The 20892-nt window shown below is 65.3% G+C and carries 13 protein-coding genes, 2 tRNA genes and 1 pseudogene; 12 read left to right on the forward strand and 4 right to left on the reverse strand.

Annotated elements, in window-relative coordinates:
* The first annotated feature begins 18 nt into the window (after positions 1 to 18).
* The 6 genes from HLH25_RS03230 (at position 19) to rfaE1 (ending at position 6877) form a co-directional block, all read left to right on the forward strand.
* Positions 19 to 1515, forward strand: coding sequence for an LTA synthase family protein (locus HLH25_RS03230; protein ID WP_182972706.1), 1497 nt, complete (start codon positions 19 to 21; stop codon positions 1513 to 1515).
* 366 nt (positions 1516 to 1881) lie between these two features.
* Positions 1882 to 2964, forward strand: coding sequence for a dTDP-glucose 4,6-dehydratase (gene rfbB / locus HLH25_RS03235; protein WP_182972870.1), 1083 nt, complete (start codon positions 1882 to 1884; stop codon positions 2962 to 2964).
* A 35-nt stretch (positions 2965 to 2999) separates the two neighbouring features.
* Complete coding sequence (gene rfbA / locus HLH25_RS03240; protein WP_182972707.1) at positions 3000 to 3872, forward strand: glucose-1-phosphate thymidylyltransferase RfbA; 873 nt, start codon at positions 3000 to 3002, stop codon at positions 3870 to 3872.
* 6 nt (positions 3873 to 3878) lie between these two features.
* Positions 3879 to 4430 carry a dTDP-4-dehydrorhamnose 3,5-epimerase gene (rfbC, locus tag HLH25_RS03245; RefSeq protein ID WP_182972708.1) on the forward strand — a complete coding sequence of 184 codons (552 nt, stop codon included), beginning with the start codon at positions 3879 to 3881 and terminating at the stop codon, positions 4428 to 4430.
* A complete protein-coding gene (gene rfbD / locus HLH25_RS03250) occupies positions 4430 to 5338 on the forward strand; it encodes a dTDP-4-dehydrorhamnose reductase (protein WP_182972709.1) in 909 nt (302 codons plus the stop codon). The genes rfbC and rfbD overlap by 1 nt, the downstream gene beginning before the upstream one ends.
* A gap of 105 nt (positions 5339 to 5443) precedes the next feature.
* Complete coding sequence (gene rfaE1 / locus HLH25_RS03255; protein ID WP_182972710.1) at positions 5444 to 6877, forward strand: D-glycero-beta-D-manno-heptose-7-phosphate kinase; 1434 nt, start codon at positions 5444 to 5446, stop codon at positions 6875 to 6877.
* 168 nt (positions 6878 to 7045) lie between these two features.
* On the opposite strand, the pseudogene HLH25_RS03260 reads toward rfaE1, so the two are convergent.
* Positions 7046 to 7368: pseudogene (locus HLH25_RS03260) on the reverse strand (IS701 family transposase); the annotation flags it as partial.
* Between the two features lie 106 nt (positions 7369 to 7474).
* Between HLH25_RS03260 and HLH25_RS03265 the strand changes: the two are divergent.
* A complete protein-coding gene (locus tag HLH25_RS03265) occupies positions 7475 to 8644 on the forward strand; it encodes a hypothetical protein (RefSeq protein ID WP_182972711.1) in 1170 nt (389 codons plus the stop codon).
* 157 nt (positions 8645 to 8801) lie between these two features.
* Here the strand turns inward: HLH25_RS03265 and gltB are convergent, their stop codons facing one another.
* From gltB to HLH25_RS03280, 3 genes are all read right to left on the reverse strand, one after another.
* Positions 8802 to 13349 (reverse strand): glutamate synthase large subunit, encoded by a 4548-nt coding sequence (gene gltB, locus HLH25_RS03270; RefSeq protein ID WP_182972712.1) that lies wholly within the window; start codon positions 13347 to 13349, stop codon positions 8802 to 8804.
* 5 nt (positions 13350 to 13354) lie between these two features.
* Complete coding sequence (locus HLH25_RS03275) at positions 13355 to 14809, reverse strand: NAD(P)-dependent oxidoreductase (protein WP_182972713.1); 1455 nt, start codon at positions 14807 to 14809, stop codon at positions 13355 to 13357.
* A 206-nt stretch (positions 14810 to 15015) separates the two neighbouring features.
* On the reverse strand, positions 15016 to 15939 hold the full coding sequence (locus HLH25_RS03280; RefSeq protein ID WP_182972714.1) for a complex I NDUFA9 subunit family protein: 924 nt from the start codon (positions 15937 to 15939) through the stop codon (positions 15016 to 15018).
* A 178-nt stretch (positions 15940 to 16117) separates the two neighbouring features.
* On the opposite strand from HLH25_RS03280, the gene HLH25_RS03285 reads away from it, so the two are divergent.
* The 5 genes from HLH25_RS03285 (at position 16118) to HLH25_RS03305 (ending at position 20887) form a co-directional block, all read left to right on the forward strand.
* Positions 16118 to 16204, forward strand: a tRNA-Leu gene (locus HLH25_RS03285).
* Positions 16205 to 16393: 189 nt separating this feature from the next.
* A complete protein-coding gene (locus HLH25_RS03290; RefSeq protein WP_182972715.1) occupies positions 16394 to 17683 on the forward strand; it encodes an autotransporter strand-loop-strand O-heptosyltransferase in 1290 nt (429 codons plus the stop codon).
* Positions 17684 to 17698: 15 nt separating this feature from the next.
* Positions 17699 to 19837 carry a Hint domain-containing protein gene (locus HLH25_RS03295; RefSeq protein WP_182972716.1) on the forward strand — a complete coding sequence of 713 codons (2139 nt, stop codon included), beginning with the start codon at positions 17699 to 17701 and terminating at the stop codon, positions 19835 to 19837.
* Between the two features lie 113 nt (positions 19838 to 19950).
* Positions 19951 to 20037, forward strand: a tRNA-Leu gene (locus HLH25_RS03300).
* A 220-nt stretch (positions 20038 to 20257) separates the two neighbouring features.
* Positions 20258 to 20887, forward strand: coding sequence for a ribonuclease D (locus HLH25_RS03305; protein WP_182972717.1), 630 nt, complete (start codon positions 20258 to 20260; stop codon positions 20885 to 20887).
* Positions 20888 to 20892 lie beyond the last annotated feature (5 nt).

Here is a 20892-nt window from a genome sequence, read left to right on the forward strand (position 1 = left end):
GGAAAACGGGAGCATAGGATGCACGGCTGGGCTGTCGCGGCCGTATCAGGTCTCGCGATCATCGCACTTGTCATTCTTCGGATCACGAGTTGCAGGCCGTTCCGGCCGATCTGGAACGATCTGCCCGATGTGGCGGTCGCTCTGATCTTATGGCTCTCGCTGGCGTTGCTGACGCAGCGCCCGGCATCGTCGGCGTTGCTGTGGGTGGTGCTGGCGGCGGGGTTGCTGCTGGCCGACCATACCAAGCGGGCGGTTCTGCGCGAGCCGATCGTGTTTGCCGATGCCAGCGAACTGCTGCTGGTCTTTACCCATCCGCGCTTCTACCTGCCCTATGTCCATCCCGCGATCTTCTACGGGATCGGCGGGTTGCTGGTGGGGGCGACGGCGCTGCTGTTTTCCATCGAGCCCCCGGCGATGCCGGGCGACCCGGCGCTGTCGCGGCTGGTCGGGGCGCTGCTGCTGATCGTGCCGATCGCCGCCTATTTCTGGCGGCCGTCGCTGAACGTCATGGCCAGGGTGATCCGCCTGCTGCGGCCCAGCGGCGACCCGGTGGAGGACGCCAGGACGCTGGGAATGCTGGGCAGCTTCGCCGCGCATACCGTCTGCTCGCGCCAGGAACGGCCGGCGCGCCAGGCGGCCTGCCGTTTCGGTAGCGTGAGCGTGCCGCCGGACAAGCCGCCGGTCGTGCTGGTCCAGGCCGAATCGTTCTTCGATATCGGCAGGCTGGACCCGGCCCTGCCGTCACCGCTGACGGAATTCCAGGCCTGCCGCGACCAGGCGTGGCGGCATGGGCGCCTCGATGTCGATTCCTGGGGAGCCAATACCACCCGCAGCGAATTCGCGGCCATCAGCGGTGCCACCCCGGCCGATCTGGGGCTGGACCGGTTCAATCCCTATTATTCCTTCGCGCGCCGGCCGCTGGACACGCTGGCGGCGCGCATGCGGCAGGCCGGCTATCTGACCGTGTGCGTGCACCCCTATGACCGCCGCTTCTATGGGCGGCACAAGGTCATGCCCAATCTCGGCTTCGATCACTTCATCGGTGGCGAGGCGTTCGAATCCCGGCGCGGCGAACTGGTGCCCGACGAAGTGCTGGGCGCCTGGATCAACGATTTCATCGCCCGCGAGACGCGGCCCGTCTTTCTGTTCGCCATCACGGTCGCCAATCACGGCCCGTGGTCTGCGCGGGCCGAAACCGACAGCCCGTTCGCGCCCATGCTGGGCGGTTATCTGGACAGCCTGATGGGCACCGACCGGATGATCGGCCAACTGGCAGGCTCCCGCTGGCTGAATGAGGATGGCGGGATCTTCGCGCTCTATGGCGACCACCAGCCCAGCCTGCCGGTTCTCATGAACGATGGCGCGCATATCGGCGCTTCGACCGATTATTTCATTCTCGACCGCACGCGCCCTGCCGGCCCACGGCACGATATCCGCGTCGATCAGCTTGGCCGGGAGCTTGCCGGATGCCTGATGAACCATACCCCCCTGCCGCGCGCCGTGGCCGGCCGGTAAGAGGCTGTTTGCGCGGCGCGCGCGCCGCGTGGCGGGGGCCGGGTTTTCATCGTGCCGTGCCCGATTGCGCAACTCGACCGGACGGCAGCCGTTGCAGGGAGATGCAGCGACGAGCGCCTTTACGACCCATTATCTTCTGCCCGATATCCTGCCGCCCATATGCCGCGATGCAGGACGAAACCGGTGGCAGGAAAATACGAAATAACCAGCCATCCATTCGGCCAGTTCCTCCAGCCAGACAGAGGTTAAATAAATAATAAAAACTCTGCCATCAAAACAAAATAACGAAACATCTTATAACATTTATTTTCTTGCGCAGTGGCTTTTTGATTGTAGCATGATTACACCAACAAACGAGGCATGAGTGTGCGTATACTGGTAACAGGTGGATGCGGTTTTATCGGGTCGGCGGTGGTGCGGCATGTGATCGGGGCCACCGGCCACACCGTGGTGAATGTCGATACCATGACCTATGCCGCCACGCGGGACTCCACTGCCGATGTGGCGGCGGACCCGCGTTACCTGCATATCCAGGCCGACATTACCGATGGCGCGGCGATGCGGGCCGTCTTTACGACCCATCAGCCGGATGCGGTGATGCATCTGGCCGCCGAAAGCCATGTGGACCGTTCGATCGACGGCCCCGGCGTGTTCATGACGACCAATGTGCTGGGCACCTTCACCCTGCTACAGGCGGCGCGGGATTACTGGTCGGGGCTGGACGCGGCGCGGCAGGCGGCGTTCCGCTTCCATCACATCTCGACCGACGAGGTGTTCGGCACGTTGCAGCCGGGCGATCCGCCTTTTACCGAAACCACACCCTATGACCCGCGCAGCCCCTACTCGGCCTCCAAGGCGGCTTCGGACCATCTGGTGCGGGCCTGGCAGCATACGTACGGGCTGCCGACCTTCGTGACCAACACCACCAACAATTACGGCTTCTGGCATTTTCCCGAAAAGCTGATCCCGCTGGTGACGATCAATGCCATCAACGGGCGCGCCCTGCCCGTTTACGGCGATGGCGGCAACATGCGCGACTGGCTGTTCGTCGACGACCACGCCGAAGCCCTGGTGCTGGCGGTGGAACGCGGCCAGCCCGGCGAGACCTACGCCATCGGCGCCCGCCAGCCGCGCACCAACCTGGAGGTCGTCCGCGCCATCTGCGCCATTCTGGACGAGTTGCGCCCCGACCCGGCGGGGCCGCACGCACGGCTGATCCGCTATGTCACCGACCGGCCGGGGCATGATTTCCGCTACGAGATCGACCCGTCGCACGCCGAGGCCGAACTGGGCTGGCGCCCCCGCCACGATTTCGAAACCGGTCTGCGCCGCACGGTGCAATGGTATCTGGAACATCGCGACTGGTGGACCGCGCTCCAGGCCCGGCACGACAGCACGAAGCGCCTGGGAACGGCCACTGGGGTTGCCACGGGGACGGCCGCACCATGAGCAGGAACGCGACGAGGGCGGCGATGGACACGGGAATGAAGGGCATTCTGCTGGCCGGCGGGTCGGGCACCCGGCTGCACCCGATGACGCTGGCCACCAGCAAGCAGTTGTTGCCGGTCTACGACAAGCCGATGATCTATTATCCGCTCTCGACGCTGATGCTGGCCGGCATCCGCGATATCATGATCATCTCCACCCCCGACGACCTGCCGCAGTTCCGGCGCCTGCTGGGCGACGGGTCGCGCTATGGCGTGCGCTTCAGCTACCGCGCCCAGCCCAGCCCGGACGGCATCGCCCAGGCCTTCCTGATCGCCGAGGACTGGCTGGACGGCGCCCCCTGCGCCCTGGCGCTGGGCGATAACCTGATCTTCGCCGATCATCTCAGCACGCTGATGCAGCAGGCGGCCACGCGCGACAGCGGGGCCACCGTCTTCGCCTATCAGGTGCGCGACCCCGAACGCTACGGCGTGGTGAGCTTCGATGCCGAAGGTCGCGCCAGCGCGCTGGTCGAGAAACCCGCCAATCCGGCCTCCCCCTGGGCGGTCACAGGGCTGTATTTCTACGATGCCCGCGTCAGTACCTTCGCCCGCGAAATCCGCCCCTCGGCGCGGGGAGAACTGGAAATTACGGACCTGAACCGGATCTATCTCGAAGAAGGCTCGCTCCAGGTCGAAAAACTCGGCCGGGGCTGTGCGTGGCTGGATGCCGGCGTGCCCGATGCCCTGCTTCAGGCCGGCATGTTCGTGCAGACCATCCAGTCCCGCCAGGGCATGTTGGTCGGCTCGCCGGCCGAGGTCGCCTTTCGCATGGGCTTTATCGACGCCGGGCAGTTGCGCGTGATTGCCGGCGAGATTCCCAAGACCGAACTGGGTCGCGTGCTGCGCGACATCGCCGACGGAGCGCAGTAGAGACCGATGCAGATCGAACGCCTGGCCATTCCCGACATCCTGCTGCTGACGCCGCGCCGTTTCGCGGACGCACGCGGTTTTTTCTGCGAAACCTATAATATCCGCACGATGGCTGACGCCGGCATTGCCCAGCCTTTCGTGCAGGACAATCACAGCCTGTCGCGCCAGCGCGGCGTGATCCGGGGGCTGCATTGCCAGCTTGCCCCCCACGCCCAGGGCAAGCTGGTACGCTGCACGCGCGGCGCGATCTGGGATGTGGCGGTTGACGCCCGGCAGGATTCGCCCAGCTTCGGCCAATGGGTTTCGGCGGAACTCAGCGCGGAGAACGGATCGCAATTATGGATCCCGCCTGGTTTCCTGCATGGGTTCTGCACCCTGAGCGAGGACGTGGAGGTGCAGTATAAATGCACCGATCTGTGGGACCGTGACTGCGAGCGTTCGGTGCGCTGGGATTCGGCGGAACTGGCGATTGCCTGGCCGGTGGCGGCCGGCGAGGCGATCCTGTCCGACAAGGATGCCGAGGCCCCGGGCTTCTCCGCCGTGCGGGACTGGTTCTGATGGACACGGCGCCGGCCCGGCTTTCTCCGATTCTGGTCGTCGGCCGGTCCGGCCAGTTGGCCACCGCGCTGGGACGTGCCGACCGATCGGACATCCACTGTCTTGGCCGGCCGGATATTGATTTCGACCGACCGGAGACGCTGGCGGCGGCTTTTGCCGCGCTTTCCCCCGCCCTGGTCGTGAATGCCGCCGCCTGGACGGCGGTGGACGCGGCCGAAAGCGACCCCGAGGGCGCCGCGCGCGCCAATCGCGACGGCCCTGCCCTGCTGGCCCGGCTGTGCGCCGAACGCGGGATTCCGCTGATCCATGTCTCGACCGACTATGTGTTCGACGGCACCAAGGGCGCGCCGTATGTCGAGAGCGATCCGATCTCGCCCCGCACCGTGTATGGACGCAGCAAGGCGGAGGGCGAGCGCGCGATCCTGGCCGCCCATGGCCGGGCGATCATCCTGCGCACCGCCTGGGTCTATTCGCCCTATGGCCGGAATTTCGTGCGCACCATGCTGAATGCGGGAATGAAGAATCCCGTTCTGCGGGTGGTGGGCGACCAGCTTGGCAACCCGACCAGCGCCGATGATCTGGCGGACGCCATCCTGGCCATCATCGACAGGATCGACCGTACGGGCTGGCGCGATGACTATGCCGGCCTGTTCCATGCCGCCGGCGGCGGGGAGACGACCTGGCACGGGCTGGCGGTCGCGGCGTTGCGGGAGGCGGCGAAGGCCGGCCAGCCGATGCCGGAGGTTCTGGCCATCGGCACCGCCGACTGGCCGACCCCGGCCGCCCGGCCGCAGGATTCCCGCCTGGACTGCACCCGTCTGCACGACGTGTTCGGCATCCGCCTGCCCGACTGGCGCGACGGCGTTGCCCGCAGCGTCGCGCGATTGATGGCGGTGCCTGCCGCCTGATGGGCCGCCGCGACCGCCATGGCGGTCGCGGCGATTATGGACTAACAATCGGCCCCACCCTCCGCTTGGGGGCGCCTTGGACCGGTTGCGAGATTCTGGCGTATCATGATCGAAAATTTCAATTTTGGCCGTGTCGCCGTTCTCGGTGACCTGGTGCTCGACAGCTACATCAACGGCTCGGTGGGCAGGATTTCACCCGAAGCCCCGGTGCCGGTGCTGCTGCGCGCCCACCATACCGCCGTGCCGGGCGGAGCCGCCAATGTCGCGATGAATGCCGCCACCCTGGGCTGCACCGTGGAACTGATCGGCCTTGTGGGATGTGATGCCCCCGCCGACACGCTGAAGAAGACCCTGTCGGGAAGCCGGAACATCGACCTGTCCGGGATCGTGGCCGACCCGGCCTGGACCACGATCACCAAGACACGCGTCATCAGCGGCCGGCAGCAGATCGTACGGATCGACGAGGAATTTATCGACCCCATCGCGCAGGATACCCGGACCCGGCTGATCGACGCCGCCTGCCGGGCGGTCGGGCGCGCCGACGTGCTGATCTGCTCCGACTACGCCAAAGGCGTGCTCTGCGACGACGTGCTGAAAGCCGTGATCGGCCATGCGCGGCAGCTTGGCGTACCGGTGATCGTCGACCCCAAGCGCAAGGATTTCGCCGCTTATCGCGGGGCCACGCTGGTGACGCCCAATCGGGGCGAAATCGCCGTTGCGACCGGGATGTCCCTGGGCAGCGATGCCGATATCGAGCGAGCCGCCCGCGAAGTTTCCGACCAGTTCGGCGGTGACGTGCTGGTGACGCGCTCGGAAGAAGGCATGACCCTGGTGCGGCGGGATGGACGGGTGACCCATGCCCGCGCGCGCAAGTCCGAGGTCTATGACGTTTCGGGTGCGGGCGATACCGTGGTGGCGACGATCGCGAGCGTGCTGTCGGCGGGCCAGGACCTGGAAACCGCGATCGTGATCGCGACCTGCGCCGCGTCCATCGTCGTCGGCAAGCTGGGCACCGCCACCGTGACCCGTCACGAACTCAGTGCCGCGCTGAGTGCCGAAATGCGCGAGGACGGCGCCCTGGTCTCCATCGACCGTGCCCGCGCCCTGACGGAGGGATGGCGGCATCATGGCGCGCGCATCGTCTTTACCAACGGCTGTTTCGACCTGATCCATCCCGGCCATATCTCCCTGATCCGCGCGGCGGCGCGGCAGGGAGACAAGCTGGTGGTGGCCCTGAACAGCGATGCGTCCGTCGCCCGCCTGAAAGGCCCCGCGCGGCCACTACAGGACGAGCAGGCCCGGGCGACCGTCATCGGCGCCCTGCGCGACGTGGACCTGGTCGTCATCTTCGACGAGGACACCCCGCTGGAGACGATCCGCGCCCTGCGGCCCGATATCATCGTCAAGGGCAGCGACTATCAGGAACATGAAGTCGTTGGCGGGGATATCGTGAAATCCTATGGCGGGTCGGTGGTTCTCGTCGATCTGGTCGCGGGACGTTCGACCACGTCGATCGTGCGGAAAATGCTGCCGGGATAGAGCAGATCCTGTTTGGATGCAGGCATTCAAACAGATGAAGACGCGCGTAAAAACAATAAACCAGAGATCTTCCACCGAAGGGATTTTCGGTGGAAAAGTTCCAGCACCATAGGTGCGCTTTCACGTTGATATGGGAGATGTATGCTGCGGTGCCGATAAGCGCGTCGAAAGATCGACCATCGGGCAATATAGCCAGTCATACAGCCGCTCGCCCTTGGTGCCGTGTCCAACGGAACAGCGGACCCAGGCCGCCGGGCGTGGACGTGATGATTGGCATTCACGCCCAGAACGTAGCCCCGGCCCGCACGGCGCAAAGCCATTTCCAGTTCGCCGACGCCATGGACGCTGTCGCCGGCTACCCACCGGAACGACACATCGGCCGCAAGCGTACGGCCGATCATCGGAGTGGCCAGTGACGGTTTTCTGGCAAACTGAACATCGCCCGGCACACGGGATGCCGCCAGGCGGTCTGGCTTTTTCGTCCATGCCTCAAGAAAAACCCAACCGCATCGTCAAGGAACCTGCCGAATTTTTCAAAAATTACTTTATATTATACTTAAAAAATCGTATCATTTAACAATATGAAGGTTTTAAACTATGCGATTTATCATATCAATAATATGGATTATTTTTCTCTATTCGGTTCCAACAAGCGCAATGGCGCAGGATCTACTTAGACAACTCTTTTCCGGTTCTGCCCACTTCGCGCAAATTGGGACTCTCGACTGGGGAGCCCGCCCCTATTCCAATCCCCAGGAGCAGGGCGGCTGGTTCTCGGTCGTTGGGAACGACTGGTACGTGTTCAACCGTAATCAGATCATGCAACCTGCTACCGGCTGTCGTCAGGATCACACCGCTGTCGTCGTCCGCGTGAGCCACGATCAGGGCAAACACTGGTCCAATCCACCCGCCATCGCCGTGCTGCCCGGCACCAGCAGGACTGGCGATGGATGCGCCATCCTTGATGGCAGCACCTACTTTACTCCGCAGACGGCAACCTGGGATATGATCGTACAATGCCTCGACAAGGAGAGTAAAGGTGGCTGGGCCCTGTGCCACTATAGTCGCAAAGCACTTACACCCCTCGGTCCATTTGTCGCCGATCCGGCCAATCCCGTTGTACGAGGCAACCAACTCTGGTCGCAGATTTGCGCCGGCGGCGGAAAAGCCTGCGATCCGCTGTTAACCAGGGATGAAGGCACGCCGGACATCGTGGAGAAGCGCGGCGCCTATTTTTACGTAACGTTCCACGGCTTCGATTACCAGTCGAAACACAGCTATCGCGGCATCGCCAAGACGACCGATTTCCATACATGGATTACCAATAGTGCGGACCTGCCCAACGACGCCATCCTTGCCCCCGCCAATTGCCAGACCTGGTCCAACGGCTGCGTGGGCGTGGGCGAGACATCCTCGATCACCTCAGGCGGCTATCACTATATTCTGGCCGAAGCTCCCAACAAGAGCCTGACCTGTACCGATGGACAGGACTGGGTGTTCGGCTTGGCGAGAGCCCCCGTCGGCCTGTGGCCGCGTTGGAATAGCGGCCAATGGGCCATTGCTACCCGGCCGCTACTCCAGGAAGCATGGCCGTCACCAAGCACGCGGTGCGGTCTTCAATATGCCCGCTGGATCAAGGATGGAGAGAATATCTATATTGTCTATGAAGATTGGGGGCCTCATCGCGCATGGGTTGATCGGCGCCTGCTCAAACTTTTTCCAGGCGCCGGCCCACCAGTCCAGATCACACCCTTCGAACCAAGGTAATCATCCCCTGTCAGGGCATGGCCGATGCTATGCGGCAACGCAATTCGCCAGACTTCCGGACATCAAACCGACTCCCCAGCAACATCTCTGCTGTTACGCGCACATGAGCGCTCAACAGCAGAGATAGCAACAGCAGAGATCAATACGACGCGCGGCCTTACGCGCTACGCGCCGCTTCGGTCGTCAGGTTATACCCGATCACCTTCGCATATTCGCGCGGCACCAATTGCCAGAAGCGCGGCAGGATATTCTCCCACTTGTGCAGCATCAGCGCGGCGTAGCGGCTGTGCGTCTCGCGCGCATGGGTCTCCACCAACCCGCGCAGAACCGCCTCCCATTTCGGGTCGATCACACGGTTCCACAGCAGCGTATCGGGGTTGATCCGCTGCTCGAACGTGCCGTTCTCGTCATAGACGAAGGCCATGCCGCCGGTGAAACCGGCGCCGAAATTGTCGCCCGCCTCACCCAGAATGACCACGGTACCGCCGGTCATGTATTCGCAGCCGTTCGACCCGCAGCCTTCCACGACCGCCGTGGCACCCGAATTGCGCACGGCAAAGCGCTCGCCCGCCTGCCCGGCGGCGTAGAGCGCCCCGGCCGTCGCGCCATACAGCACCGTGTTGCCGATAATGGCGTTCTCGTTCGACACCAGGTTCGACGACGGCGACTGCCGCACCACGATGGTCGCGCCCGACAGGCCCTTGCCGACATAATCGTTGGCGTCGCCCAGCACTTCCAGCTTCAGCCCCTGGACCGCGAACGCCCCCAGCGACTGGCCCGCCGAGCCGCGCAGGCGCACCGTCAGGTGCCCCGGCGCCAGCTTGGCCATGCCGAACTGGCGCACGATCAGCGAGGAAATGCGCGTGCCGATCGCCCGGTGCGTGTTCTGCACGTTGTAGTGCAGTTGCATCTTCTCGCCATGGTCGAACAGCGGCCGCGCATCGGCGATCATCTGCGCATCCAGCGTCTCGGGCACCTCATTGCGCCCTTCGCGGGTGCAGTAGCGCGCATGCGGCCCCGGATCGGCCTGGGCCAGCAGCGAATTGAGGTCCAGATCGTCCAGATAATCCGCCCCGCGCGACACCTGCTTGAGCAGGTCCGTCCGCCCGATGATCTCGTTCAGCGACGAGAACCCGAGCGAGGCCAGGATGTTGCGCACGTCGTCGGCGATGAACGAGAACAGGTTGATCACCTTTTCCGGCGAGCCCTCGAACTTGGCGCGCAGCGCCTCGTCCTGAGTACAGACGCCGACCGGGCAGGTGTTGGAATGGCACTGCCGCACCATGATGCAGCCCATGGCGACCAGGCTGGCGGTGCCGATGCCGAATTCCTCGGCCCCCAGCATCGCCGCGATCACCACGTCGCGCCCGGTCTTCAGCCCGCCATCGGTACGCAGCTTCACCCGGTGGCGCAGGCGGTTCAGCATCAGCACCTGATGCGCTTCCGCCAGCCCCAGTTCCCACGGTAGTCCGGCATATTTGACCGAACTCTGCGGGCTGGCCCCGGTGCCCCCGCTATGGCCGGAAATCAGGATCGCGTCGGCCTTGGCCTTGGCCACGCCGGCGGCGATGGTGCCGATGCCCGAGCGCGCGACCAGCTTCACCGTCACCGTGGCTTCGGGATTGATCTGCTTGAGGTCGTAGATGAGTTGCGCCAGATCCTCGATCGAATAGATGTCATGATGCGGCGGCGGCGAGATCAGCGTCACGCCGGGTGTCGCATGCCGCAGCTTCGCGATCAGCCCCGTCACCTTGAAGCCGGGCAACTGCCCGCCCTCGCCGGGCTTGGCGCCCTGGGCCATCTTGATCTCGATCTCGCGGCAATCGTTCAGATACTGCGCCGTGACGCCGAAGCGCCCCGAGGCGATCTGCTTGATGGCCGAGGACGCATTGTCGCCGTTCGGGCGCGGCTTCGCGCGCGCGGGGTCTTCGCCCCCCTCGCCGGAATCCGACTTCGCGCCGATCCGGTTCATGGCGATCGACAGGGTCTCGTGCGCCTCGGGGCTCAGCGCCCCCAGCGAGATCCCCGGTGCGATCAGCCGCTTGCGCAACTGGGTGATGCTCTCGACCGCCTCGACGGGGATCGGCGTCCGTCCGCCACGGAAATCCAGCAGGTCGCGCAATGCCACCGGCGGCTGGCGCCGCACCGCATCGGCATAGCGGCGATAGATGGTGAAGCTGTCGGTCGCCACCGCCGTTTGCAGCATATGGATCAGGTTGCCGTCGAAGGCGTGGACCTCGCCATGGCGGCGCATCTTGTACTGGCCGCCCACCGGCAGCGCGATCACCGTCTGGTCCCACGCGGTCCGATGGAAGCTCAGCACGTTGGTTGCGATGCCCGACAGGCCGATGCCGGAGATGCGCGAGGGCATGCCGGGGAAGAATTCCGCCGTCAGCGCCCGCGACAGGCCGATCGCCTCGAAATTATAGCCGCCGCGATAGGCCGAGACGATCGAGATGCCCATCTTGGACATCACCTTCAGCAGCCCCTTGTCCACCGCCTTGCGATAGCGTTCCACCGCCTCGCGCAGCGAGATCTCGCCGAACAGGCCGCGCCGCTGCCGGTCGGCAATGCTTTCCTGCGCCAGGTAGGGGTTGATGCTGGTTGCGCCGACGCCGATCGTCACGGCGATCGCATGCACGTCCAGCGCCTCGGCCGAGCGCACGTTCAGCGAGGTGAAGGTGCGCAGCGACTGGCGGACCAGATGCGTATGCACCGCCGCCGTCGCCAGGATCATCGGGATATAGGCGCGGTCGCCCGACTGCGCCTGATCGGTCAGGAACAGGTGGGTGCAGCCTTCGCGCACCCGATCCTCGGCCTCGCGCCGGATGCGGGCGATCGCCTCGCGCAGCCCCGCCTCGCCTTCCGCCGCCGGAAAGGTGCAGTCGATCACGAAGCCGCTGTCACCGCAGAAATTGCGCAGCGCCTCGAATTCGCCGCTGGTCAGCACCGGGCTGGGCAGTTGCAGCAGGTCGCACTGGACCTCGGATTCCTCCAGGATGTTGCCCAGATTGCCCAGACGGGTCAGCAGGCTCATCACCCGCGTCTCGCGCAGGCTGTCGATCGGCGGGTTGGTTACCTGGCTGAACGCCTGGCGGAAATAATGCGCCAGCCCCCGATAGCGCGAGGACAGCACCGCCAGCGGCGCATCGTCGCCCATCGAGCCGATGGCCTCGGCCGCGGTCTCGACCATCGGGTGCAGGATGGTTTCCAGTTCCTCCAGGGTCGTGCCGACCGCCAGTTGCCGGCGGCGCAGTTCGTCCCGGCCGAACAGCACCGGCTCCTGCACGTCGGCCCGCACCACGGTGCCGATCTTCTGGATGTTCTTGACCCAGGTGCCGAAATCCCGGCGCCCGGCCAGCAGGTCCAGCAATGCCTCGTGGCCGTAGAGCTTGGCTTCCTGAAGGTCGAGGCCGATCATCTGCCCCGGCCCAAGCCGCCCGCGCCGCACGATGTCGGTCTCGGGCACCTTCACCATGCCGGTTTCCGAACCCACGATCAGCAGCCCGTCCGCCGTCACGGTATAGCGCAGGGGGCGCAGGCCGCTGCGGTCCAGCCCGGCCACGACCCAGCGCCCGTCGGTGGCGCACAGCGCCGCCGGGCCGTCCCACGGTTCCATCACCGCGTTGCAGTAGGCGTACAGATCCTGGTGCTTCTGCGGCATGCCCGAATTGCCGCCGACGCTGGCCGGCACCATCAGCGCCTTGACCATCGGCGCGTCGCGCCCGGCGAAGGTCAGCAGTTCGAACACATTGTCCAGCATCGCGGTGTCGGAGCCCGCGGCCTGCACCACCGGCTTGAGGTCTTCCATCACCGGGTCCAGCACCGGGTCGGCCAGCCGCGTCTCGTGGCTCTTCATCCAGTTGACGTTGCCCGAGATCGTGTTGATCTCGCCGTTATGCGCCAGCCGGCGGAAGGGCTGCGCCAGCTTCCAGGTCGGGAACGTGTTGGTCGAATACCGCTGGTGATAGATCGCAAACCGGCTGACGAAGCGCGTATCCAGCAGGTCGGGATAGAAATCCGTCAGGTTCTGGGCGAGGAACATGCCCTTGTAGATCACCGACCGGCAGGACATGGAGCAGATATACAGGTCGAGCGAATTGGCCTGCGCGCTCTTCTCGATCCGCCGGCGGATCACATACAGGTCGCGCTCGAACGCTTCCTCGTCCCGCCCCGGCAGGTTGCGGATCATGATCTGCTCGATCTCGGGCCGGGTGGCATTGGCCTTCTCGCCGATGCATGCCGTGTCGATCGGCACCTGGCGCCAGCCATAGATGCCGTAGCCGACGGCCAGGATCTCCGTCTCGATGATCTGGCGGCAACGCTCCTGCGCGGCCAGATCCGTCTTGGGCAGGAACACCATGCCGATGGCGATCTGCGTATCCACGCAGCCCTCGCCGCCGCTATGGATCGCCTCGGCAAAGAAATCCTGCGGAATTTCCAGGTGAATGCCCGCGCCGTCACCGGTCTTGCCGTCGGCATCCACCGCGCCGCGATGCCACAGGGCCTTCAGGGCCGCGATCCCGGCTTCGACCACCTCGCGCCGCTTGCGGCCGTCGAGCGAGGCGATCAGGCCGACGCCGCAGGCATCGCGCTCCTGCGTGGCGTCATACAGTCCGCTGATCGCCTGCGCGTTATCCTGCCATTCGGCCACGAAGTCCTGGCCGGCATCCCGCGATCCGTGATCCTGGGTCAACTGGTCCATGTCCGTCACTCCGCCGCCTGGGCGCACTGGGCCGCCCGGTTTTCCAGCCAGCGATGCATCTGCGCCGCCGCATCCCGTCCATCGCGAATGGCCCACACCACCAGGCTGGCCCCGCGCACGATATCCCCCGCCGCGAACACGCCCGGCAGGCTGGTCATGAAGCTCTCATGGTCGACCCGCAGCGTGCCCCAGCGCGACACGGCAAGGCCCGGCTGGCCCCACAGGGTCGGCAGCGGCTCGGGGTCGAAGCCCAGCGCCTTGATCACCAGGTCGGCTTCCAGCACGAAGGCGCTGTCTTCCACCGGCTCCACGGACTGGCGGCCGCTGGCATCGGGCATGCCCAGCTTCATGCGCACGGCGCGTACGCCGCTGACGGTATCATCCCCCAGGAACGCCTCGGGCGCCGCCAGCCAGACGAAGGACACGCCTTCTTCCTCGGCGTTCTTCACCTCGCGGATCGAGCCGGGCATGTTCGCGCGGTCGCGGCGATAGAGGCATTTGACCGATTTCGCGCCCTGGCGAATGGCGGTGCGCACGCAATCCATCGCCGTGTCGCCACCGCCGATCACCACCACCGACTTACCGGCGGCATTCAATGCGGCGCTCTCCTCAGGGGCGAACTCGTCGCCCAGCGACAGCCGGTTGGACATCGTCAGATAATCCAGCGCCTTGACGATGCCGCCCAGCCCCGCGCCCGGCCCGCCGATATCGCGCGATTTGTACACGCCCGTGGCGATCAGCACCGCGTCATGCCGCGCCTGCAAGGTCGCGAAAGAGAGCGTGCCCGCGCCGTCGCCGTCCGTGATGTCCACCCCGAGATGGAACTGGACGCCCGATTCCTCCAGATAGAGGTGACGGCGCGCGACGATGTCCTTTTCCAGCTTGAAGCCCGGAATGCCATAGATCATCAGGCCGCCGATCCGGTCGTACCGGTCATAGACATGCACCTGATAGCCCTGCTGGCGAAACTGCATCGCCGCCGCCAGGCCGCCGGGGCCGGCACCGACGATGCCGATCGAGGTTTCGCGCTCGAAGGGCGGACGGATCGGTTCGACCCAGCCGCTGGCGAAGGCGGTATCGGTGATGAAGCGTTCGACGGCGCCGATGGTGACGCTCTCGAACCCCTTCTCGATCACGCAATTGCCTTCGCACAGCCGGTCCTGGGGGCAGATCCGGCCGCAGATCTCGGGGAAATTGTTGGTGGCGGAAGACAGCGCATATGCCTCCTCCAGCCGTCCCTCGGCCGTCATCTTCAGCCAGTCGGGGATGTTGTTGCCCAGCGGGCAATGGACCGAGCAGAACGGCACGCCGCATTGCGAGCAGCGGCTGGCCTGCTGCTCCGCCTTCTCGACCGCGAATGCGCGATAGATCTCGTCGAAATCGCCATTCCGCTCCGCGGCCGGCCGCTTGTCGGGCTGGCTTTGCGGCACGGAGACGAATTTCAGCATGTGCTCGACCATCGGTCCCCCCCTGGATAACGCCCGACCGTCACCTGCGGTACGTTGTGTTGGCGGAACACCTACGCCAGACACATCCAGCATAAAAGACAGCATTGCTGCCATTTATACCAAAAAGGCCGCTCGGGAGCCGTCCGGGAGAATGAAGCCCCCGGTCACATTGGTCCGATTCGGACCAATTGACCATATAATGCTTTGAACATGCTTGTTTATGTAATTTTATATCCGCTCAGATAGGATGGAACAATCATTTCCATCGACGCGGGTTGAATGCCAAGCTGTTGCAGGCCGGGAGCGCCATCGGCCGCTACATTGTCGCTCGCGAGCATCGCAAGCTGGTCACGCGTCAGCATCCGTCCGGGCAGACGCTCCAGCCACATGGCCTGCCACCAGGCCAGGGCCGGAGGCACCGCGATCACCAGTCGGCGCCGGCCGACCGCCGCCACGATCAGCCGCGCGATCTCCTCCATCGTCCGGACCGCCGGGCCGCCGAATTCGAAGATCGCCCCGTCCTGCCCGCTGTCCGCCACCAGACGCCGTATCCCTTCGGCTACGTCGGCGACATGGACCGGTTGCAGGCGCGTCCGCGCGCCATAGACCGGCACCACCGGGCTGAACCGCGCGAGCGTGGCGAAGAGATTGGTGAAATGGTCCTCCGCCCCGAACAGGATGGACGGCCGCACGATCGTCGCCTCCGGCATTGCCCGCAGCACCGCGTCCTCGCCGGCGGCCTTGCTGCGGCCATAGGCCGAGGGGCTGTCCGGCGCGGCCCCGATGGCCGAGACATGCACCAGCCGTTCCACCCCCGCCGACGCCGCCAGACGGGCTACCTGCGCGGCGCCGTCCACATGCACGGCCTGGAACGTCGCCGGCCCGCGCTCGGCCAGGATACCGACGAGGTTCACCACCACCCTGGCGCCTTCCACGACCGGCACCAGCGAGGCGTGATTCAGGATCGAGGCGCCCAGCGGCACGATCTGCCCCACATCGCCCAGCGGGCGCAGCGATGCCGCCCGGTCGGCGCGCCGCGCGGCCACCCGCACCACATAGCCGTCTTCGGCCAGGCGACGCACCACATGGCGCCCCAGGAACCCTGAACCGCCGATTACCGCCGCCACTTTTCGCGTCGTCATGTCCCGCCCCTGTCCTGTTTTTTCCTATTCTCTAGCACAATGCCTGCGCCATGCGGCCGGACCCGCCTCTTCTCCCCACCCATGCAATAAAAACGACCCGAATCGTTCCCCCCATGTTGACCGCCCCCCATGGGCAGAGTAAACGCCCTTCACCACCCCGGAAACGGGGAGCCTCTGTGCCCAGATGGCGGAATTGGTAGACGCGCAGGTTTCAGGTACCTGTGGCCGCAAGGTCGTGGAAGTTCGAGTCTTCTTCTGGGCACCATCCATTTCGATGGATCACGATCGACCCGTCACGGTGTGACCGGTCGACTTCTCCCCTCCCCTTCTGAATACCCGATGAGGCGCGGCGCGGCGATGCCCGCGATCCGTTCCGTCCGAACAGCCTTATGATTTTGTTTACCCAGCGGTGTTGTATCTAAAAAAACAACCGATCGCGGACGGGTATTGGCCGATGTTCGACCTCTCTTTTTCCGAACGTGCCGACCGGGGCGTGCCATCGCCGGACGTGCCTGCCCCCACGCCCTTTGGCCATGCCGCCGCCACGCCGCCGACGCAGAAGGGGGCCGAGGGGATCGTCTTCGATTTCAATCTGGGATGTCGCGTGCTGCTGCCCGCCAGGGAGGATGGACGGACATGGCACATCCGCCTGTCGGATCTGGATACCGGCAACATCCTGTTCGAACGGCGCGGCATGGAAAGCGGCCTGGTTCGCTCCAGCAAACGCTGGTACGTGCGATTCGAGATCGAGGTCTGGGTGGAAGACCCGGCCGGCGGGGGCGAAACGCCGGTTCTGCGCCATGCCATGGATCTGCGCGATCGGACCGTCGTGATCCAGTTTTCCGTCGGCACCCTTGGCGACACGCTGGCCTGGATGCCCTACGCTGCGCGATTCGCGGAGCAGCACGGCGCGCGGGTCGTCTGCGCCCTGTCCGGCCTGATCCGGCCGCTTTTCGAGACGGCGTATCCGCATATCCTTTTCCTCACGCCGGAGGAACTCGACCCGCGGGAGATCACGCAGTCCGCCTATGCCACCTATTATCTCGGGCTATTCTTCGACGACGTGGCGCATGACTGGCATCCGATCGATTTCCGCCAGGTCGGCCTGCACAAGACGGCGGCCTATATCCTCGGGGTCAGCCGGGACGAGGAACCGGCCAGGATCGCGTTCGCCGACCCCGGCCGGCCGCTGGCCGAGCCTTATGTCTGCATCGCGGTCCAGGCATCGTCGCAATGCAAATACTGGAACAACCCGTTCGGCTGGGCGGAGGTCATCGCCTGGCTGAAGGGGCAGGGCTATCGCGTCGTGTGCATCGACCGCAAACCCGTCCACGGCACCGGCCTAGTGTGGAACCACATCCCCTTCGGGGTCGAGGACCAGACGGGCGACCGCCCGCTGACCGAGCGCGCGTGGTGGCTGAAACATGCGGCTCTGTTCATCGGCGGCAGTTCCGGCCTGGCGTGGCTGGCCTGGTCCGCCGGGTGCCCGGTGACGATGATTTCGGGCTTCACGCATCCCGACAACGAATTCGCGACACCCGGCCGCGTCATCAACTGGCACACCTGCAACGCCTGCTGGAACGACCCCCGCGAACGGTTCGACCATCAGGACTTCCTGTGGTGCCCGCGACATCGCGACACGGACCGCCAGTTCGAATGCACCCGGCTTATTCCGTCGGCTTACGTGATCCGGGTGATCGAGCGGCTTCTGCCGCCCGGACCACGTAAACCCACTGAACGATGAAAGGCGGAACCGGCCATGGCTACCGTATCCTCGACGATCCCCCAGCCCCCACCGACGATCACCAATACGGCCACGACCATTTCGGGCGGGACGTGGACGGCGTCGCTCGATCCCAGCGGCGCCACCGTCTATAGCAGCGGTTCCACAACCGTCAGCGGTCCGGTCAATCTGTGGGGGACCGCCATCCTCAACGTGAACAGCGGCGCCGTCGTCTCCGGCCTGACCGCCGTCGCCCGCTTCGGCAACGTCGGCCCGACGATCAATGTCAGCGCCGGCGGCACCATCGAGAATTCCTATACCGCGAACGGCTATCTCAACGTCTATTCCGGTGGCATCACGCAGAACAATACCTACGAATCGGAAGTCACCAAGATCTATTCCGGCGGTTCGTCCACCAAAGACGTTTTCACCGAATCCGATATGTCGGGCTGGACATCGGGCACGCTCAACGGCACCGCCTTCGCCGGCGGCGACGGCACCAGCTCCGTCTATGTCTATGCCGGCGGCAGCATCGCGGCGCCCAGCGTCGTCAACCAGTCCCTGACGGTCAACAAGGGCGCCTCCTACGAGTCCGCGACCACGCCGGCCGCGCCGCCGGTGATCACCAATACCGCCACGACCATTTCGGGCGGAATTTGGACCGCCTCGCGCGATCCCAGCGGCGCCACCGTCTATAGCAGCGGTTCCACCACCGTCGCCGGTCCGGTCAATCTGTGGGGGACCGCCATCCTCAACGTGACCAGCGGCGCCGTCGTCTCCGGCCTGACCGCCGTCGCCCCCTACGGCAACGTCGGCCCGACGATCAATGTCAGCGCCGGCGGCACCATCGAGAATTCCTATACCGCAAACGGCTATCTCAACGTCTATTCCGGTGGCGTCACGCAGAACAATACCTACGAATCGGAAGTCACCAACATCCTTTCCGGCGGTTCGTCCACCAACGATGTCTTCACCGAATCCTATATGTCTGGCTGGACATCGGGCATGCTCAACGGCACCGCCTTCGCCGGCGGCGACGGAACCGCCAGCGTCACCGTCGCCGCCGGCGGCAGCATCTCGGCGCCGACCGTCGTCAACCAGGCCCTGACGGTCAACAAGGGTGCCTCCTACGAAGCCTGCTTCCTGGCCGGCACCATGATCCGGACGCCGACCGGCGACGTGGCGGTGGAAGAGCTTTCGACCGGCGACACCATCCTGGCCTATGTTGACGGCCAACCGGTCGCGCGCACGATCGTCTGGGCCGGCATGGCGCGCGTCCATGTCCGTCCGCGCCCGGCCGGGGACGAAGCCGGCTGGCCGCTGCGCATCGTGAAGGACGCCTTCGCCGACGGCGTGCCTTACAAGGACATGCTGATCACCTCGGAACATTGCCTGTTCTTCGACGGGGCATTCGTGCCGGCCCGCATGTTGGTCAACGGACAGTCGATCTTCTACGACCGCTCCATCCCCGCCTATGCCTATTACCATATCGAGACCGAGGGCCATGCCGTCGTCATGGCCGACGGCGTGCTGACCGAAAGCTATCTGGATACCGGAAACCGCGAGGTCTTCCGGCAGCATGGGCGGATCGCCAGCCTGGCCCCCGACCGCGCCCTGACCTGGAACGACGCGGCCTGCCCGCTGGATGTCAGCCGCGCCTTCGTCGAGCCCCTGTTCCGGCGGATCGCGGCCCGCGCCGCGCAGATCGGCGCGCCGACGCGCGGGTCGGACCACGTCCTGACCGACGAGATGGACCTGCATCTGGTCACCGGCGCGGGCGCCATCATCCGGCCCGTCCGCCAGAACGGCGCGCACGTCATGTTCATGCTCCCCGCCGATATCCAGGAGGTCCACATCGTCTCGCGCGCCAGCAGGCCCAGCGATGTCATCGGCCCCTTCGTCGATGACCGCCGCCATCTGGGCGTGCTGATCGGCGAGATCACGCTCTTTGAAGGCAGCCACTCGACCGAGGTAACCGCCCATCTGAGCGCGAACGAACGGCATGGCTGGAGCACCTCCGGACAGGAGAGGCTGCGCTGGACCACGGGGAACGCCATCCTGCCGCTGGGCGCGCGTCGATCGGAGCGCATGGCCCTGCTGGCCCTGGAGGTCAGGGCGGGCGGGCCGTACTTCGTCCCCGAGACGGATGCGGACGCCGTCGCGCGCATCGCCTGACGGATCGGCGGGGCGGCGTCCTGTCCTGTAAGGAATTATGAACATACGGAGTTGACCGCTCCGTATGTTCAGGTTAAACGCCCCTCACCACCCCGGAAACGGGGGCCTTCTAAGCCCAGATGGCGGAATTGGTAGACGCGCAGGTTTCAGGTACCTGTGGCCGCAAGGTCGTGGAAGTTCGAGTCTTCTTCTGGGCACCATCTCTTCAGCCGGATCAGCGACATCGCCCGCTCGGGCGTCACGAGGCCCTCGGGCGTTTGCCCCCCCCCTCGCGCAACGGCACTTCCGATATTATATGTCCGTCACTGCCCCGGCAGCCGCGCATGCCGGCATACCGGCGCCGACATGCGTCTTGCGGATTGGAATCATGGACCGTTCTTTCATTTTCCGTCGTCATGCCCGCCGCGCGGGGGCCCACGCATGATCGCCACCGCGCCCACGATCCATCTGCATCGCGGCGATCTGCCGGACGACGTGACCTTCCACGGCCTCATCGCCGTCGATACCGAGACGATGGGACTGAAGCCGCATCGCGACCGCCTGTGTCTGGTGCAGATCTCGGCCGGGGACAATTCCGCCCATCTGGTGCAGATCCTGCCCGGTACCCCCTGCCCCAACCTCGCCCGGCTGATGGCCGACCCCGCCATCACCAAGCTGATGCATTTCGCGCGGTTCGACGTGGCGATCCTTCAGCACGCGCTCGGCATCACCGTCGCGCCGGTCATCTGCACCAAGATCGCCTCCAAACTGGTCCGCACCTTCACCGACCGCCACGGACTGGCGCAACTCTGCCGCGAATTGCTGGGGGTGGACCTGAGCAAGCAGCAGCAGACATCGGACTGGGGTGCCCCGGACCTGACGCCCGAGCAGAAAGCCTACGCCGCGTCGGACGTGCTGTATCTGCATGCGCTCTGGGCCACGCTGGAAGCACTCCTGCACCGCGAGGGCCGGCGCGACCTGGCCCAGGCCTGCTACGATTTTCTGCCCGCCCGCGCGCGGCTGGACCTGCTGGGATACGAAGAGCCGGACATCTTCGCCCACCGGGCATGAAACCC

The organism is Gluconacetobacter dulcium (genome assembly GCF_014174165.1).
GTDB classification, from domain to species: domain Bacteria; phylum Pseudomonadota; class Alphaproteobacteria; order Acetobacterales; family Acetobacteraceae; genus Gluconacetobacter; species Gluconacetobacter dulcium.

What these genes read in the sequence shown, in the direction of transcription:
- HLH25_RS03230 (WP_182972706.1), top strand. Translation starts at nt 19, where the DNA reads ATGCACGGCTGGGCTGTCGCGGCCGTATCAGGTCTCGCGATCATCGCA.
- rfbA (WP_182972707.1), top strand. Translation starts at nt 3,000, where the DNA reads ATGAAGGGCATTCTGCTGGCCGGCGGGTCGGGCACCCGGCTGCACCCG.
- rfbC (WP_182972708.1), top strand. Translation starts at nt 3,879, where the DNA reads ATGCAGATCGAACGCCTGGCCATTCCCGACATCCTGCTGCTGACGCCG.
- rfbD (WP_182972709.1), top strand. Translation starts at nt 4,430, where the DNA reads ATGGACACGGCGCCGGCCCGGCTTTCTCCGATTCTGGTCGTCGGCCGG.
- rfaE1 (WP_182972710.1), top strand. Translation starts at nt 5,444, where the DNA reads ATGATCGAAAATTTCAATTTTGGCCGTGTCGCCGTTCTCGGTGACCTG.
- HLH25_RS03265 (WP_182972711.1), top strand. Translation starts at nt 7,475, where the DNA reads ATGCGATTTATCATATCAATAATATGGATTATTTTTCTCTATTCGGTT.
- gltB (WP_182972712.1), bottom strand. Translation starts at nt 13,349, where the DNA reads ATGGACCAGTTGACCCAGGATCACGGATCGCGGGATGCCGGCCAGGAC.
- HLH25_RS03275 (WP_182972713.1), bottom strand. Translation starts at nt 14,809, where the DNA reads ATGGTCGAGCACATGCTGAAATTCGTCTCCGTGCCGCAAAGCCAGCCC.
- HLH25_RS03280 (WP_182972714.1), bottom strand. Translation starts at nt 15,939, where the DNA reads ATGACGACGCGAAAAGTGGCGGCGGTAATCGGCGGTTCAGGGTTCCTG.
- HLH25_RS03290 (WP_182972715.1), top strand. Translation starts at nt 16,394, where the DNA reads ATGTTCGACCTCTCTTTTTCCGAACGTGCCGACCGGGGCGTGCCATCG.
- HLH25_RS03295 (WP_182972716.1), top strand. Translation starts at nt 17,699, where the DNA reads ATGGCTACCGTATCCTCGACGATCCCCCAGCCCCCACCGACGATCACC.
- HLH25_RS03305 (WP_182972717.1), top strand. Translation starts at nt 20,258, where the DNA reads ATGATCGCCACCGCGCCCACGATCCATCTGCATCGCGGCGATCTGCCG.